The following is a 16445-nucleotide window of genomic DNA, read 5'->3' on the forward strand; positions in this document are numbered from 1 at the left end:
TATGTCTAGTGATTTTTTAAAAGCACAAGAACTTTTAAAAAATATTTCTAACAATCAAAGTACATATGAAATCAATGAAGCTTTAAAAACCATCAAAAGACACGATGAAAATCTTTTTTTACAAACCCTAAATTCACTTGATACTTTTACTTTGGCAAATATTGCCACTATAACACCTGAGTATATACTTGAAGATATTTTAGAACATTTAAGCATCGCAAAAATAGCTAAAGCAGTTGAAGAACTCGAAAGCGATGATGCGACTGATTTAATCAAGCGTTTTGAAGAAATAAATCCTCAAAAAACTCTCACAATTTTAAATCGTCTAAGCTCAGAAGATAAAGAAGAAATTTTACGCTTAAAAAATTACGATGAAAATACAGCTGGTGCTTATATGCAAACTGAAATTTTCACAGCTTCTTTAGATGAGAGTATAGAAAAAGCAATAAAACGCTATAGAATTTTAAAAAAAAGTGAAAAAATAGATCAAATTTTTCAAATTTATATCACCGATAAAGATGGAAAGCTTTGCAATTCTATCAATTTAAGTGATCTTTTGCTTTGGGACTTTAAATTAAGCTTTGCTGATATTATCAAAAACAATACCAATAAATACAAAAGCTATAGTGTAAAAGATTATGATGATATACAAATGGCTATTGATATGGTAGAAGATTATGATTTGAGTGTGTTAGCTGTGGTAAATGAAGAAGGTGTGCTTTTAGGAAGGATTACTTATGATGATATTCATGATTTAATTCAAGATAATGCAACCGAGCAAATCTACAACCTAGCAGGTGTTGATAAAGAAGTAGAAGAAGAAAGTGCTTTAAAAGCAGCCAAAGCAAGAGCTTTTTGGCTTATGATTAATCTCACTACTTCTTTAATTTCAGCCAATATCATCAGTCTTTTTTCAGGGGAAATAGAAAAACTAGTAGCCTTGGCTGTGTTGATGCCTATTGTAGCTTCTATGGGAGGAAACACAGGCTCTCAAGCTTTAGCTGTTACGGTTAGAAAATTATCATTAAATGAAGTTGAATTTAAAGATGCCAAAAAAGTTATATTAAGAGAAAGTGGTATATCTTTACTCAATGGCTTTATTTTTGCAATTATTATGAGTATCATAGCTTTTATATGGTTTAAAACTGCTATGCTAGGACTTGTGATAGCTTTATCTATGCTTATAAATTTGGCTTTAGCAGGTTTTGTAGGCTCTTTTGTGCCACTAACATTAAAAAAATTTAAAATTGATCCAGCAGTTGGCTCAAGTGTTGTCATTACTGCAATTACCGATGCATTGGGATTTTTTAGTTTTTTACTTTTAGCAAAAATGATGTTATTATAGGTAGGTAAATATGGCAATTGTAAAATTTAAAAATCAAGAAATTAAGTTATTAGGAAACGAGTTAAATATAGGAGATAACGCCCCAAAACTCACACTAAAAACTAAAAATTTAGCTTCTATAGAGATAGCCCCTGCTGGAAAAACTCAAATTTTATTAAGTGTTCCAAGTTTAGATACTCCAGTTTGCTCTAAACAAGCTAAAGAAACAAACAAAAAACTTGCTTCAATGAAAAATATAGAAGTGATTTTAATCAGCATGGATCTTCCTTTTGCAATGGATAGATTTTGCGCCACAGAAGGCATTGCTAATATAATGTTTGCTAGTGATTTTGCATTTAAAGAATTTGGTTTAAAATATGGCACTTTAATAGGCAGTAGCATCTTTGCTGGGCTTTTAACTCGAGCTATTTTTGTAGTAAAAAATGGTAAAATTGTTTATAAGCAATTTAGCAAAGATGTTATGGAAAAACTTGACTTTAAAGATTTAGAAATATTTATGTATGAAAATTATGGCTATAGCTTACCTCATTCTTCAAAATTAGTCACAACAAATTCTTCTTTAGGAGCTTCTATGAAACAAGATTTTTCTTTTAAAAATAACAAATCCACATGACCTACTGGACCATTTCTATTTTTACCTATAATTAACTCAGCTTTTTCTTGAACAGGATTTGGCATAAATCTTCTTTCGTAATTTTTTCCTTCCATTTTTGCTTTATTTTCTCGCTCTTTTTCTTCTTGTTCTCTATATACTTCGTCTCTATATACAAACAAAATAGTATCAGCATCTTGCTCTATAGCACCACTTTCTCTTAAATCGCTAAGCATAGGACGCTTATTTGCTCTACTTTCTAATGAACGATTAAGCTGAGATAGCGCAATTACTGGCATATTTAATTCTCTTGCTAAAAGCTTTAAGCCTCTTGAAATTTCACTAACTTGCAAATGTCTATCATTAAACGCAGAATTACTCATCATAAGACCTATGTAATCAACCACACAAAGCTCTATACTTTCATCTTGAGCTTTGATTTTTCTTAAAATCGAGCGAATATCAGCTATACTAGCATAACCACTATCATAAATATAAAGATTTTTTTGAGAATACTCATTGCAAGCATCACCCACCCTACTCCACTCATCATCATTTAAATCTGCAATTAAAATTTTTTGCAATGGAATAGATGTTTTAGCACTTATTAATCTTTGCATGATTTGGGTTGCAGGCATTTCTAGTGAAAACATCACTACGCCTTTGTTTTGTCTTAAAGTTTTTTCTATAAAATTTAGACAAATTGTAGTCTTACCCATACCAGGCCGTGCAGCAATGATGATAAGATCTCCTGCTTTAAAGCCCTTTGTCATTTTATTAAGCTCGCTAAAACCTGTATCAAGTCCTAAAATATCTTTAGTTTCTGATTCTTTTAATTTTTTAAATTCTTCCATTAATTCAGACATAACCATAGTTACATCCTTAATGCTACTAGAATTTACTCTATTGGTTAGATTAAAAATTTCCTTACCAATTTCATCGGAAATTTGAGAAATGCTTTTATCTTCATTGACTCTAGTTGGAATGGTATAAGCAAAATTTAAAAGTTGTCTTCTGATTGATTTTTCTTTTAATTCATGAGCATATTTACTAACATCAGCTATAGAAGTGGTTGCTAAAATTTCAGCTAAAATTTCCTCATCAACCTTTTTATGTTTTTTGATAAAGCTAATGCTAATTGGCTCACCAGCATTCACACAAGCTAAAATGGCTTTATAAATATCTTGATGAGCTTTTAGTGAAAAATCATTGATTTCAATATCTGAAGAAATGCTAAAAAAAGAATCTTCACTATAAATACAAGAACTAAGTATAGCTCTTTCTAAATCCAAATCAAAATGCTCATTATTTTGACTCATCAATCACTCCTATAAATTTAAAAACAAATCTGTTGATAGATATCTCTCAGCTGTATCGTTTAACATAGTTAAAACTTTTTTATCTTGATTTTGTTTTGCAATTTGCGAAGCTATAAAAACATTAGCACCACTTGAAATTCCTGCCATAATACCAATTTTTCCAAGCTCTAAAGCAGTATTTATAGCATCTTCATTGCTTACACACAAAATTTCATCTATGATATCTTGATTTAAAATTTTAGGGATAAAATTTGCTCCTATGCCTTGAATTTTATGGCTTGAAGCTATTTTTTGACTCAAAAGCGGAGAAGACTTGGGCTCTATAGCAATGATTTTAACATTGGGATTTTTCTCTTTTAAAATTTCTCCTACACCACTAATTGTCCCACCTGTGCCAAAACCTGCAACAAAAATATCAACATCAGGCATAATATCTAAAATTTCTAAGGCTGTTTTATTTCTATGTGCATTTTTATTATTAATATTTTCAAATTGGCTTATTATAAAAGAATTAGGTATTTCTTCTAAAAGCTCATTTGCTCTATCTAGAGCTCCTTGCATACCTTTACTAGCAGGAGTTAATTCAAGCTTTGCCCCAAAAAAACTCATCATTTTTCTACGCTCAATACTCATTGATTCTGGCATAGCAATAACAAGTTTTAGTTTCAAACTTGCACAAATCATTGCTAGGGCAATACCTGTATTTCCACTACTAGCTTCAATGATGGTTGAATCTTGATTTATCTTTTTTTCTTTTAAAGCTTGGCTTATCATTTCAAAAGCAGCTCTATCTTTGATAGAATGGCTTGGGTTAAAATACTCACATTTTGCATAAAGATTTGGTGAAAATTCTTTCAAAGAAACTATTGGGGTATTTCCTATACATTCTAAGATATTATTATAAATTTGCATTTTTTTCCTTTTAATATTTTAAAAAACAATATCAAAAGAATATTAATAGAAAAGTGCAAGAGTTTAAACTCTTGCTTGAAGAATTATTTTTTAGCTTTTTTAGTAGCTTTAGCAGCAGCAACTGAGTCTTTAAGATTTTTACCTACTTTAAATTTAGCAACTTTAGTAGCAGGAACATTGATAGTTTTTCCTGTGCTTGGAACTCTAGCTGTTCTAGCAGCTCTTTCAGCTACTGAAAAAGTACCAAAACCAATGAAGCTAATGCTATCGCCTTTTGCTAATACATCACTAATAGTAGCAATAACCGCATCTGTAGCAGCAGCTGCATCTTTTTTAGTTAGCCCTGCAGTCTGAGCAACTTGAGAAATAAAATCTGCTTTAGTCATAAAAGCTCCTTTTTTTAAAATGATTGCTAAGTTTAACACATTTAAACAGCTTTTGCAAGGGTTTTGAGCAATTTTAATTAAAATATTATTTATTTTTATTAATTTTTTCAATAATAGGTTGCAAATCATAAGATATTATTTTTTCTTCCATAATTTTAAAATATTCATCTATATTTTCGGTTGTTAAAATATGAGTATTATTTTTTATAGCATCAAGTTGCATTGAATTCATATCTATATTATAATGAACAAGATCTTTATAATTTGCTATATCATCAGCATAATCTAAATCATCAAAACCATAAATTTTGACATTTGGATAATATTGACTTTGCTGAACAATAAACTGTATATTTTTATAAAATGAAAAAAAATAATTCTCTACAGAACTATCAAAATAATCTCTATATTTTTTTAACTTATAAAATATTCTTGGTTGAGTAGGAATAATCAAATGAAAATTAATATTTGTTTGTTGAAACATTTTCAATAAAAAATTACTAATATATTGAGTATTATTGGTATAATTGCATTTTTTCAAAAAACTAGTTGTTTCAAAAAAAATATTATTTTTATTATTTAGAAGTAATGTGCTTAAAGTATTTTTATCTTTTTTCCAACGTAATAAATAATCAACTTTTATATTTTTTCCAACGCATTGTTCTTCTTGAGAAAATGTTATTGCACATAAAATAAAATGTTTATTTAAATATATTTTAAAATCATTAAATTTATTTTTATCATACAAAAAATGGAATCTTTTTATATTTGGTTGAATTTTATCACCATTTACTAATGTAAATCCATCTAAAGAATAAATAATGTTCTTTAGATTTTTTTTATCAATTAAATATTTTAAAACAATAAATCTTTCACTGAAAGTACTAGCCGCTATAGACAAATTAATAAAATTAGCATTTAATTTTTCAGAAGCTTCTTTGGCTGAAGTATTTTCAAGCATAGATGAGCCAATTATAACAGAATCAAAATCATTATTATCAATAATACTTTTTGCCTGAAGTCTTATGTCTGAATAATATGTATCATCTCTAAACCAAGGCTTATGATAAAGTCTTAAAGGGTCATAAACATAAAGCAAAATTCCTAATGTAAAAATAATAGGTAAAGGTATTAAAATAGATAAAAACACAAATTTTTTATAAGTCATTTTAATCCTTAAAAATTAAAATATATAAATTCCACATAAGGAACTGAAAATAATGTTATTAAACTAACATACAAAGTAAAAGCTGTTAAAAATACAAATTTATAATTTGCTTTAAAATTATCTAAATAATAAATACTATTTTTAAGCCATAAACATAACATAAAAGCGACTATAGCGTAAAAAAATGTTTCATTATTACCACCTATAGCTTCAAAAGTCTCTCTTGTTCTATGCCATTTAATCGGTAAATCCACCCAAACTATACCAAACATTGATTTTAATAAATTTATAGCGCCTTGCAAATTTTCACTTCTAAAAAAAATCCAAGATATGTTTATAAAATTAAATGTTATAAACCAAGCAAATATTTTATAGATAATATTTTCTTTAAATTTTGTATTTGGGGTTATGAAAGTATAAATTCTATGTATAACCATAGCTAATCCATGTAAAATTCCCCATATAACAAAACCCCAGCCAGCTCCATGCCAAAAACCACTTATAAAAGCTACTATAAAAAGATTTCTCAAGTTTAATATTTTAGAAACCTTATTTCCGCCAAGTGGTATATAAACATAAGTTTTTAAAAATCTTCCTAAAGTTATATGCCATCTTCTCCAAAAATCAGATATATTTAAAGCTTTGTATGGCGAGTTAAAATTTATAGGCAATCTTATACTAAAAAACAAGCCAAGCCCAATAGCCATATCACAATATCCACTAAAATCAAAATAAAGCTGAAAAGTATAAGAAAAAGATACAAACCAAGCTGCGATGATATTTAAAAATCCATCATTTTCCACTATAGTAAATCCAGCATTTGCCCATTTAGCAAAAGAATCAGCTATGTATATTTTTTTAAAAAAACCTATAGAAAATATAAATAAACCTTTTGCCATATTTTCCCAATTAATAAAAGTTTTATCTGTTAATAAAGTATGAAATTGGGGTATCATTTCTTTGTGATGAACTATAGGACCTGCTATTAATTGTGGAAAAAAAGTTATAAAAAGAGAATAATCTATGATATTTATTTTATATCCATTTTTATCTTTTAAGTCTTCTATGTTATCTTTTTTATAACAATCAACCAAAAATGCGATTTGTTGAAAAGTAAAAAAAGATATAGCAAGTGGTAAAAGTATGTGTGGTAATGGTATATTAAAATTTAAATTTGCTAGTTTTGAAAAAGTATTGAAATTTTCTAGTAAAAAATCACTATATTTGAAAAATCCAAGCAAAGTTATGTTAAATATTACACCAAGCCATAATATCCCCCCCCGTAAATTAGTATTTTTTAATAATAAATTTGCAAAGTTGTAATTAACAAACATTGAAAATAATAATATAAAGACATATTCGACTTTCCAAAATGCATAAAAAAACAAACTTGCCAAAACTAAAAATATCTTAGCTAAATTTATATGATTTGTTTTTTTGAGAACATAAAAAATTATGAGCGTTATGGGTAAAAATATAAAAATAAACTCATATGAACTAAATATCATTTTTTAATAAATCCTTTGCTTTATCTATAACAATTTGTGGTTTTAAATCATTCATACAAGCGTGATGCTTTAATGGACAAATTCTTTTCATACAAGGCATACAAGCTAAATTTAAATGTGCTAATCTTGCATTTTTTTGCCAAGGTGATGTTTGATGAAAATTAGTCGATCCAAAAATAGCTATGGTTTTTATTCCATAAGCTGCGCCTATGTGCATAGGTCCGCTATCGTTAGTGATTAAAATATCTAGCATAGAAATGTTTTTACATAAAGTAAAAATGCTAGTTTTTCCACATAAATTTTTAGCTTGCACCCCATCTTTTAAAAGTAAATTTTGTATTTCATCGCATATTTTTTGTTCGGTTTTTACACCAAAAATTATTATTTTATGAGTAGATGCAAATTCTTTTGCTACTTGTGCAAAATACTCACTATTCCATCTTTTAGCACTTCCATAGTGAGCTCCAGCATTTATCCCTAGAATTTTTTTCGTAGTTTTTGCTTTTATGGGTAGTTTTAAAGAATTTGAATTAGCTTTAAAATTTAAAGAATTTTCTATAAATTTTAAGTATTTTAAAACTTGATGTTCATTTTTATTTTGATTTTTATCAAAATAAAATCTTTTTTTTGCTTTTATTAAATTTAATATTATCTTACTTGAAAAAGCCGATCTAAAACTAATAGCAAGATCAAATTTACCAAGTTCTTTTCTGATTTTAAAAATTTGAGAAAATCTTTGTTTTTTATTTTCTACTAATATTTTTGAATTTTGTAAATTTTTAAAAAGTTCTGTGCTAACAAAAGAACCATAAAATAAAAAATTAGCATCTGGACATTTTTCTTTTATAGCATAAATTGTCGCACTTACCATAACAGCATCGCCAAGCCAAGTAGGTAGATTTATAAAAATTTTCATTTTATTCCTTAAAAAGATATAATTTTACCATAATTAAGGGCGTAAAATGAGTCAAATTTCTATCATACTTCCAACTTATAATGTAGAAAAATACATAGCTAGAGCATTAGATAGTTGTATAAAACAAAGTTTTAAAGATATAGAAATCATTGTAGTAGATGACCTTGGAAATGATAAAAGCATAGATATAGCCAAAGAATATACTAGTAAAGATGAAAGAATAAAAATCATACACAATGATAAAAATTTAGGCACTTTTGCAAGTAGAAATATAGGTGTGTTAAATTCAAACTCACCTTATATGATGTTTTTAGATCCTGATGATTATTTGGATTTAAAAGCTTGTGAGTTAGCTTTAAAATATATAAAAAATGATGTTGATATGATTATTTTTGATGCTTTTGTTCATAGAGTTAAATTTAAAAAATTTTATAGATTTCAAAATAATGAATATTTTAATAAGGGTAATTTTTTAAATTTCTTACTCAATCAAAAGCATTTTTGCTGGAGTGTTTGGGCTAAGCTTTATAAAAAAGAAAATTTGCTTAAAAGTTTTGATTATTTTGATATATATGAAAGATTGTGTTATGGTGAAGATGTGTTTTTTAACTATATAAATTTTATGATTAGTGAGAGTTTTTTTGTATCTAAAGAATGTTTTTATCATTATAAATTTAATGAATTTGGAAGATATGAAAATAAAAATAAAGCAATTTTATATCAAAATTATAAAGATAAAAAAAGAAGCTTTGAGCTTATAAAAAAGCTCTCATGTGATTTTGATTATAAAGAATTTAATGAAAAATTACTTGAAAATTTAGAAAGAGATTGGATAAATTTAAAAAATAGATTATAAAATATCAAAAATTAACATTTTCTAAAGCTCTTTGCTCGATTTTTTCTACTAAATTTAGAAAACCTTTTTCTATAAGCTCATCTTTAGTTGTAACTATACTTCTTTGCAAAACTTCCTTTTGAGAGTCTATATGAGCTATGATTAATTTTATCCAATCTAGGTGTTCTTTTATCCAAAGCATTGATTTATTGTAGCTATCTTCTTGTGTTTTTGGATTTAACACATAAATTCTTGCTAAATTTAATTCAAATTGCCTGATTAAAGGTCCATTCAACAAACCACAACGATATATGCTAGTTTTAATTTCATCAATTTGTTTTAATATTAATTCAAATATATGTATAGAATTTTGAATATCTAAATTATCAATATGTAATAAATTTTTATTTATAGATATATTTCTTTCGCATAATTCTTTTTTTAAATTTTCATATTGCCTAACGCTTTTTATAATTTTGAAATATGCTTTTAATAATAATTCATTTTGTTTATTTAAATTTAAATTTTCAAGTTTTATAAAAGGCTTATTCAAATCTTTTTTTAACAATTTTTCACATACTTGCTTAAAAGGCTCTTCAATGGTTCCATTTATTCTTGCTCCACCCTCAGTGCAGTTATAAATTTTTATATTCATCTTATTAAAGGTAAGAATATCATTTTCAAGTATTTTTTTAAAAAAAATCCATGTTTTATGTGTTTTAACATGGCCTATTCCACCATATCCTAACACATCTATATGTTCATAGGTATCAGTTTCGAAAGTAGATGAATTTTGATAATCTTTTGGATGAGATTCTCCTATATCATTATAGGCTAAATCTTGCCCAATAAATATTATATTGCCATGTTTTAAATGAACCGATAAATAACAGGATATGGGCAACACTCCATCCCATGTTAAAATACCCAAAATCATTTAAAGAGCAATATTTAAAAAAATATTCTGGAGTTGAAACTATCATATATTTTCTTTTATTTTTTTCTAAATATTTAATAGTATTTGGATGAGTGACTGATTTAATAACAAATAATATATCTTTATCAAATTCACCAAAGTCATTATTAAAAAATTCACTGGTAAAATCAGTTCTCTCAAGCGAAAAAACATAATCAGGTTTAATATTTGCTTTTGCAAGTATAGGATAAGCACTATCAGCACAAAATATACTGGCTTTGTTTTGGTATTGTTTTAAAAGTGGAAGTTGTTTAGTTAAGCTAGGTCCTGTTGAGACTATGATAGCTGTATCGCTTAAATTTTTTCTTTTATTTAATAATTCTTTATAACTTGGATGAGCTATCATTTTAGGAATATTTTGTATAAAATGTTTTATGCCTTGTAAAGTATCCAATGGATCATCACCAATAGAAATTATATTTTCTTTTATAGCATCTTGTATTAAAGAATTTAATTTTAAAATTTCTTCTTGATACTTGCCATCATAATAATCACAATGTATCTCTAAAAAATAAGTCCTTAAAAAATTAAATATCAAATTGTTTAAAAATAAATTTTTTAAATCATTGATATTTTCATTATTTGGATCTAGTAATAATAATCTATTTTCTTTTAATTCTTGAGAAAAATCTATCACTTTAAACATAGTATAGATTATATTTACATCAGGTTCAAATACTAAAATAATCTTATGATTTGGATTTTGCAAAAGAGCTTTGTATAAAATTCCATTTCCAAAACCATAAAAGAACAATGCGGGATATAAAAGATATTTATCATTGTATAAATTTAATGTTTTATTCAATTCTTCTAGCGGCTTATCATAAAGCTTATACCCCCCCCGTCTATGATATTTATATCTAAATTATCATTACCTTGTATTATTTGATAAGTTTGATTTACTTTTTTTAATTGCTCTTTTAAATTATGATCAAATACTGCATTAATATTATTTTCTAAAATACTCATCAAAGTCCCCATCCATCATCTACTATTATAGTTTGTCCTGTTATAAATTTAGAATAATCTGACATTAAAAACATCAAAGTCCCGCACACATCATTAGCATCTAGCATACCTTTAGAAGCACAACACTTTCTATAAGAATCTAAAAACACTTGAGGTTGATTGTCTTTTATACCACCAAAGGCTACGCTATTTACTCTTATATTTGTATTAAAAAGCTCTTTAGCAAGCCAAACACCAAGATGATTAATGCCAGCTTTTATAACACTATATTCTAAAGAACTTTGCATAGAAGTTCCTTTATAATTTTCAAATTTAGGCGCATAAACACCCATAATCGAACTTAAATTAATAATATTTCCAAAGCCTTGTTTTTTAAAAAATTTTACCATTATATTAGCTATAAAAATAAAACTAGCCAAATGCAAATTCAAACTCTCACAAATTTGTTCATAACTTGCTTCATAATAAGCAATTTTCCCCCAATCTTTACTCACAGGATAAGCACAATTAACAAAAGCATCAATTTTTCCAAATTTTAAAACAGCTTCTTTTAAACAATCTTCAATTGCTTTTTGATCATTTATATCAATTTTTTTGCTTAAAATACATTCTTTGTTATTTAATTTTAATGCTAAGTGAAATAATCCTTCCTCGTTAATATCTGCAATGATAATTTTTCCATTATGCTCTAAACACGCCTTGCTCAAAGCACTCCCTATACGACCACATGCTCCTATTATAAATACTACTTTATCTTTAATCATTAAAAATCTTCCTGTTTTAAATTAGCCTTTTTGATTAAAAATTCTACTATTTCAAAATCAAACTCACTATCTATATCAAAAGCTGTTTTTTCATCCATTATATACAAACTCGTATCTTTTCCAAATAAAGTATCATTTTTTAACAATTTTTCCCTAGTAAAAATATAAATACTAGCATTCATATCATAACATTTTGGAGCACTTTGACGTGTAGTAAAATTTCCTTCTTTAGATTTTTTTACCTCATCGTTATCTACTTCTATTAGATTAAAATATGGGTTGCGTCTTGCTGGAGTAGCTGTAATTAAATTTGATTTTTTTTCTTGTTTAAAAAGCTCATATGCTTTGCAAATATCTTTACTATTTCGCAAAGGTGCAGAAGCATCAAGATCTATTATAGTGTCAAATTTAGTATTAAAATATTCTTCACTTTTTATTAAAGCATCTTTTATAACAGGCAATTTAGCACTATCATCTTTTGCCAAATTTTCATCTCTTTTAAAAAAAACTTCTCCGCCGTATTTTAAAGCAACTTGTGCTATTTCATCGCTATCTGTGCTAATTACTATATGCTCAAAAAGTTTAGAATTTTTAGCTTGGATTATGCTATAAGCAATTAATTCTAAATTATTAATTTTTTTAATATTTTTATTTTTTACTCCCTTGCTTCCACCCCTTGCACAAATAGTGCATAAAATATTATCCATTTTTAACCTTATCGCATAGTTTTAAAACTTTAAAAGCCTCATTTAAAGTGCATAAATTTTCATCTTTTTTTAAAATTGCTTTGTGCATATTTTTTAAAGTATTGATTGTATCATTTTCGTATTTTTTTTCTTCTATTAAACCATTTTTATCAAAAACAAATAATTGATTTGAAATCAAATCAACTTTGTAAGATTTTTCTTTAGAGCAAAATACAATTTCTCGTTTAACAAATTTAGAAAAATAATCAAGTCTTATATGAATTAATTTTTTCTTAGCTTTTAAAGCTAAAAAAGCAAAATCATCGCTATTTATTTTAAGCTCTGAAATTTTTAAATTTTGACTATATAAAAGTTTTAAATTATCAAAAAAATAAAAGGCTAAATCTAACTCGTGAGATAAATCTAGTAAAACTCCACCGCCTAATTCTTTTTTAGCACTATAATTTTTAGTATAATCAACATCGCGCCAATTTGGTAAATATGACGAACAAACAAATTTGGCAAAATAAACACCCTTATCTTCACACAATATATTTTTTAAATCTTTCACCAAGGGATTAAACCTTAAAAGATAAGCTATGTAAATTTTATTATTTAAACTAGGTATGAATTTTTTATATTTTTCAAATAAAGGTTTTTCGACTAAGATAATTTTATCTTTTACATTTTCATCTATGAATTTTAAAGTTTTAAAATGCTCTGTTGTTATATTTGCTATGATAAACAAATCATATTCTTTTAAATTTACTTCACTTATATGAAAAAAATTTCTTTGCTTATAAGTTTTAGAAACTATATCAACTTCATATCCAAGCTCTTTTAAAGCTGTAAAATGCTTTTTACCTATACTTCCAAAACCTATAATCAAAGCTTTCACTTAAAATCCTCACTAGCTTTTAAAAACTCATCCATTCTTCCTATATCAATCCAATAATCATCAATCACAAATGAATTTACCTTGCCTTTTTGCATAATTATTTTAATCAAATCAGGCATATCAAGGTATTGATTTTTTTCTAAAAATGAAAGCACACAAGGCTCACATACATAAATTCCTGCACTAACTAAAAATTTATAAGTTGGTTTTTCAGTGATTTTAGTGATAAATTTATTTTCAAGTTCTATAACACCATAAGGAACTTGATAGCTAAATTCTCTAAGAGCTACGCTCATTAAAGCCTTACTTTTTTTATGTGCTTTTAATAGTTTATTAAAATCAAGTTCAGTTAAAATATCAGCATTCATTACAATAAAACTTTCTTTTAAATCTTGTTTTATTAAGCTTAAAGCCCCTGCTGTGCCTAATTTCTTTTCTTCAATTATATAATCAATATTTACACCAAATTTAGCCCCATCTTGAAAATATTTTTGGATGATATGTTTTTTATAGTTTAAACAAAGTGTAAGATTTTCAAATTTTTGTTCATTTAATCTTGTGATAATAGTTTCAAGTATAGGTCTATTGCCAATTTTTAGCATAGGCTTTGGAGTATTTTTAGTTAGCTCTTTTAATCTAGTACCTAAGCCTCCTGCCATTAAAATAACTTGATTTTTGTTTTTATTTTTGTTTAGTAAAGAAGCTATGGATTTAATTTGAATGATCTTACCATGCTTATTAATAACTGGAAAATCATAAATATCGTATTTTGCACTTAAATTTAATAAAGATTTTTCACTAGTTTTCTCATCAACCACAATAGGATTTTTTGTATAAATTTTTTCTATGCTATCATTTAGCTTATAACCATTAATCAATGCTTTTCTAATATTAGAATCGCTAATAATACCTAAAAATTTATCCTTTTCATCTACTACCACACCAAGTCTAACTCTTAAATTCCCTATGGTAGCTAAAGCTTCTTTGATGCTAGATTTTTCTTTAAGTTTTAATTTTTCTATATTCATAAATCCACAAACTCTTTAAATAATAATGATTTTAAATTTTGCTCTTTTAAAATTGTTTTAATTTTATAACTAGAATTTTCACTTGCAAAAGGATTTATCATCGTTTTTAATTCATCTTTATATGATTTTGAATTAAATATTTTCCAAGCTTTATCTAGATCATTAATACCAACACTAATAACATTTTTAGCAAAAATTCTACCCTTTTGTCTATCTCCTATATTAATACACGGGGTTTTAAAAAAAGGACTTTCACAAATTCCACTTGAACTATTTCCAATCACTGCTTTAGCAATTTTCATAAGACTTAAATATTTTAAAGAGCCTAAATTATCAAACAAACTGGCCTTATTTTTATTTTCATCACAATATTTTTTTAAAATTTCATTAATCATCAAGCTGCTTTCATCAGCATTTGCCTTGGTAAAAATCAAAGTAGCATTGTCTAATTGGTCTAAAAAATTTAATAAAATTTCAATTTCTTTTTGAGTTGATTTTAAATTTAAAGTTTGTGGATGATAGGTAATTAAATATATATTTTCATTAAATTTTAAATTTAATTGATTTTGCAACTCTTCTTTGCTCAAAAATTGCATATTTTGTATGATTTCTCCACCTATTGAGCCCACATTAAAAACTCTTTTAGAATTTTCTCCAAGTTGAATAATTCTTTTAGCATAAAGCTCTGTACTTACAAAATGCAAATGCGACATTTTAGTAATAGCATGTCTTATGCTATCATCTATAGCACCTAAAGTTAATTCTCCTCCGCAAAGATGCACTAATGGAATTTGCATCATCAAACAAGTGCTTGCAACTACTAGCATTTCATATCTATCACCTAAAATTACTACAATATCTGGCTTTAATTCCTCAAAAGCCTCACATAATGAAATTTGCAAAAGCCCCATACTTTTACAAATACCTATACTATCATTTGAGCTTAATAAAATATTGATTTTTTTATCTATTTTAAATTCTTTTTCTATATCTTTATAAGTTAAGCCAAAATCATGACTTAAATGAGAAGCACTTACTATAAGCTGAAGTATTAAATCTTTATCATTTTTTATTTCTTTACATAAATTTTTTAACAAATACCACTCAGCTCTAGTCCCACTTACTACACAAATTTTTTTATTCATTAATAAGCTCATCTTCTTGATAATTTTTTTGTGCTATTTTTCCTATGTATTTTTCATAGTTCATCGCACAAATTCCATTTCCTGGACGCTTTGTGGTAAGATTTTCTTTACTAAAATACTCACCTTTTTTAATAGTTTTTTTAGCTACTAAAGATTTTCTAACTATATCGATATTTTTCATTTCACTTTTACTTGGCTTTTTAACCCCATCTCCTAAAGCTTTCTCTATATCCTTAATGCTTTTTACCATAGCTTTTAATTCATTTATATCTAGTGAAGCTTTATGATCTGGCCCTTGCATAGTTTTATCTAAAGTAAAATGCTTTTCTATCACGCAAGCCCCCATAGCCACAGCTGCTATAGGTACACTTATACCCAAAGTATGATCAGAATATCCCACAGGCAAATTAAAAGTTTCTTTTAAAGTTTGCATAGCTTTTAAATTTACATCTTCAAATGGTGTTGGATACTCGCTATTACAATGTAAAATAGTGATTTTTTCTCTTTGAGTGCCATTACTTGTTAAAACATTTAAAGCATTTTGAATCTCTAAAAGTGTAGCCATACCTGTTGAAAGAATGATATTTTTATCATATGAAGCAATTTTTTTAAGATAAGGATAATTTGTAAGCTCACCACTTGGAATCTTAAATAATTCCACATTTAATCTAGCCAAAAGCTCTATACTTTTTAAGTCAAAAGGAGTTGAAAGAAATTTAATACCACACTTGTTACAATGCTTGATTAATTCTTCATGTGCTTTTTCATCAAGTTCTAGCTTTTTAATCATATCCAATTGGCTTTGGTTTTTATCTGTATTTGCAAGTTGATAAGAAGCTTTTTTAGCTATTTTACTCACACAATCACTAGCTATAAAACTTTGAAATTTAACATAATCAGCCCCAGCTTCACTAGCTGCTTTAATAAGTTTTTTAGCTATATTAATATCACCATTATGATTAACTCCAGCTTCAGCTATGATTATGGTTTTTTTCAAA

The 16445-nt window shown here is 26.5% G+C and carries 14 protein-coding genes and 2 pseudogenes; 3 read left to right on the forward strand and 13 right to left on the reverse strand.

All coding sequences use genetic code 11. From position 1 onward, the window contains the following. The first annotated feature begins 1 nt into the window (after position 1). Positions 2–1345: a magnesium transporter gene (gene mgtE, locus CVOLT_RS06080; protein WP_039665918.1), complete on the forward strand. Its 1344-nt coding sequence runs from the start codon at positions 2–4 to the stop codon at positions 1343–1345. A gap of 10 nt (positions 1346–1355) precedes the next feature. Then, positions 1356–1841: pseudogene (gene tpx / locus CVOLT_RS06085) on the forward strand (thiol peroxidase); the annotation flags it as partial. 29 nt (positions 1842–1870) lie between these two features. Here tpx and CVOLT_RS06090 read toward each other — a convergent pair. The 6 genes from CVOLT_RS06090 to waaF form a co-directional block, all read right to left on the reverse strand. Then, entirely contained in the window at positions 1871–3256 is a 1386-nt protein-coding gene (locus CVOLT_RS06090) for a replicative DNA helicase (protein ID WP_039665920.1), read from the reverse strand. Positions 3257–3265: 9 nt separating this feature from the next. After that, the gene (cysK, locus tag CVOLT_RS06095) at positions 3266–4168 is read right to left on the reverse strand and encodes a cysteine synthase A (RefSeq protein ID WP_039665921.1); all 903 of its coding nucleotides are present in this window, start codon (positions 4166–4168) and stop codon (positions 3266–3268) included. Positions 4169–4251: 83 nt separating this feature from the next. Continuing rightward, the gene (locus CVOLT_RS06100) at positions 4252–4554 is read right to left on the reverse strand and encodes an HU family DNA-binding protein (RefSeq protein WP_039666305.1); all 303 of its coding nucleotides are present in this window, start codon (positions 4552–4554) and stop codon (positions 4252–4254) included. A gap of 85 nt (positions 4555–4639) precedes the next feature. Next, a complete protein-coding gene (locus tag CVOLT_RS06105; protein ID WP_039665922.1) occupies positions 4640–5722 on the reverse strand; it encodes a hypothetical protein in 1083 nt (360 codons plus the stop codon). A gap of 8 nt (positions 5723–5730) precedes the next feature. Further along, positions 5731–7230, reverse strand: coding sequence for an MBOAT family O-acyltransferase (locus tag CVOLT_RS06110; protein ID WP_149104689.1), 1500 nt, complete (start codon positions 7228–7230; stop codon positions 5731–5733). Continuing rightward, positions 7220–8146, reverse strand: a complete 927-nt coding sequence (gene waaF / locus CVOLT_RS06115; protein ID WP_039665923.1) for a lipopolysaccharide heptosyltransferase II — start codon at positions 8144–8146, stop codon at positions 7220–7222. The genes CVOLT_RS06110 and waaF overlap by 11 nt, the downstream gene beginning before the upstream one ends. Positions 8147–8192: 46 nt before the next feature. Between waaF and CVOLT_RS06120 the strand changes: the two genes are divergently transcribed. Further along, positions 8193–9002 (forward strand): glycosyltransferase family 2 protein, encoded by an 810-nt coding sequence (locus tag CVOLT_RS06120; protein ID WP_039665924.1) that lies wholly within the window; start codon positions 8193–8195, stop codon positions 9000–9002. Between the two features lie 4 nt (positions 9003–9006). Here CVOLT_RS06120 and CVOLT_RS08255 read toward each other — a convergent pair. The 7 genes and pseudogenes from CVOLT_RS08255 to neuB all read right to left on the reverse strand — a co-directional run bounded on the left by CVOLT_RS08255 (position 9007) and on the right by neuB (position 16444). After that, a pseudogene (locus tag CVOLT_RS08255) lies at positions 9007–10938 on the reverse strand (motility associated factor glycosyltransferase family protein). Then, positions 10926–11690 (reverse strand): flagellin modification protein PtmA, encoded by a 765-nt coding sequence (gene ptmA / locus CVOLT_RS06130; protein WP_039665925.1) that lies wholly within the window; start codon positions 11688–11690, stop codon positions 10926–10928. The pseudogene CVOLT_RS08255 and the gene ptmA overlap by 13 nt, the downstream one beginning before the upstream one ends. Next, positions 11690–12397 (reverse strand): flagellin modification protein, acylneuraminate cytidylyltransferase, encoded by a 708-nt coding sequence (locus tag CVOLT_RS06135; RefSeq protein WP_039665926.1) that lies wholly within the window; start codon positions 12395–12397, stop codon positions 11690–11692. Before CVOLT_RS06135 ends, ptmA begins: the two co-directional genes overlap by 1 nt. Next, on the reverse strand, positions 12390–13274 hold the full coding sequence (locus CVOLT_RS06140; RefSeq protein WP_039665927.1) for a glucosamine-6-P synthase, isomerase subunit PtmF: 885 nt from the start codon (positions 13272–13274) through the stop codon (positions 12390–12392). The genes CVOLT_RS06135 and CVOLT_RS06140 overlap by 8 nt, the downstream gene beginning before the upstream one ends. Continuing rightward, positions 13271–14302 (reverse strand): glucosamine-1-P guanylyltransferase, encoded by a 1032-nt coding sequence (locus CVOLT_RS06145; protein ID WP_039665928.1) that lies wholly within the window; start codon positions 14300–14302, stop codon positions 13271–13273. The genes CVOLT_RS06140 and CVOLT_RS06145 overlap by 4 nt, the downstream gene beginning before the upstream one ends. Next, positions 14299–15459, reverse strand: a complete 1161-nt coding sequence (gene neuC, locus CVOLT_RS06150) for a UDP-N-acetylglucosamine 2-epimerase (protein ID WP_039665929.1) — start codon at positions 15457–15459, stop codon at positions 14299–14301. The genes CVOLT_RS06145 and neuC overlap by 4 nt, the downstream gene beginning before the upstream one ends. After that, the gene (gene neuB, locus CVOLT_RS06155; protein WP_039665930.1) at positions 15440–16444 is read right to left on the reverse strand and encodes an N-acetylneuraminate synthase; all 1005 of its coding nucleotides are present in this window, start codon (positions 16442–16444) and stop codon (positions 15440–15442) included. The genes neuC and neuB overlap by 20 nt, the downstream gene beginning before the upstream one ends. Position 16445: the final 1 nt, after the last annotated feature.

This window comes from Campylobacter volucris (genome assembly GCF_008245045.1).
Lineage (GTDB): Bacteria > Campylobacterota > Campylobacteria > Campylobacterales > Campylobacteraceae > Campylobacter_D > Campylobacter_D volucris.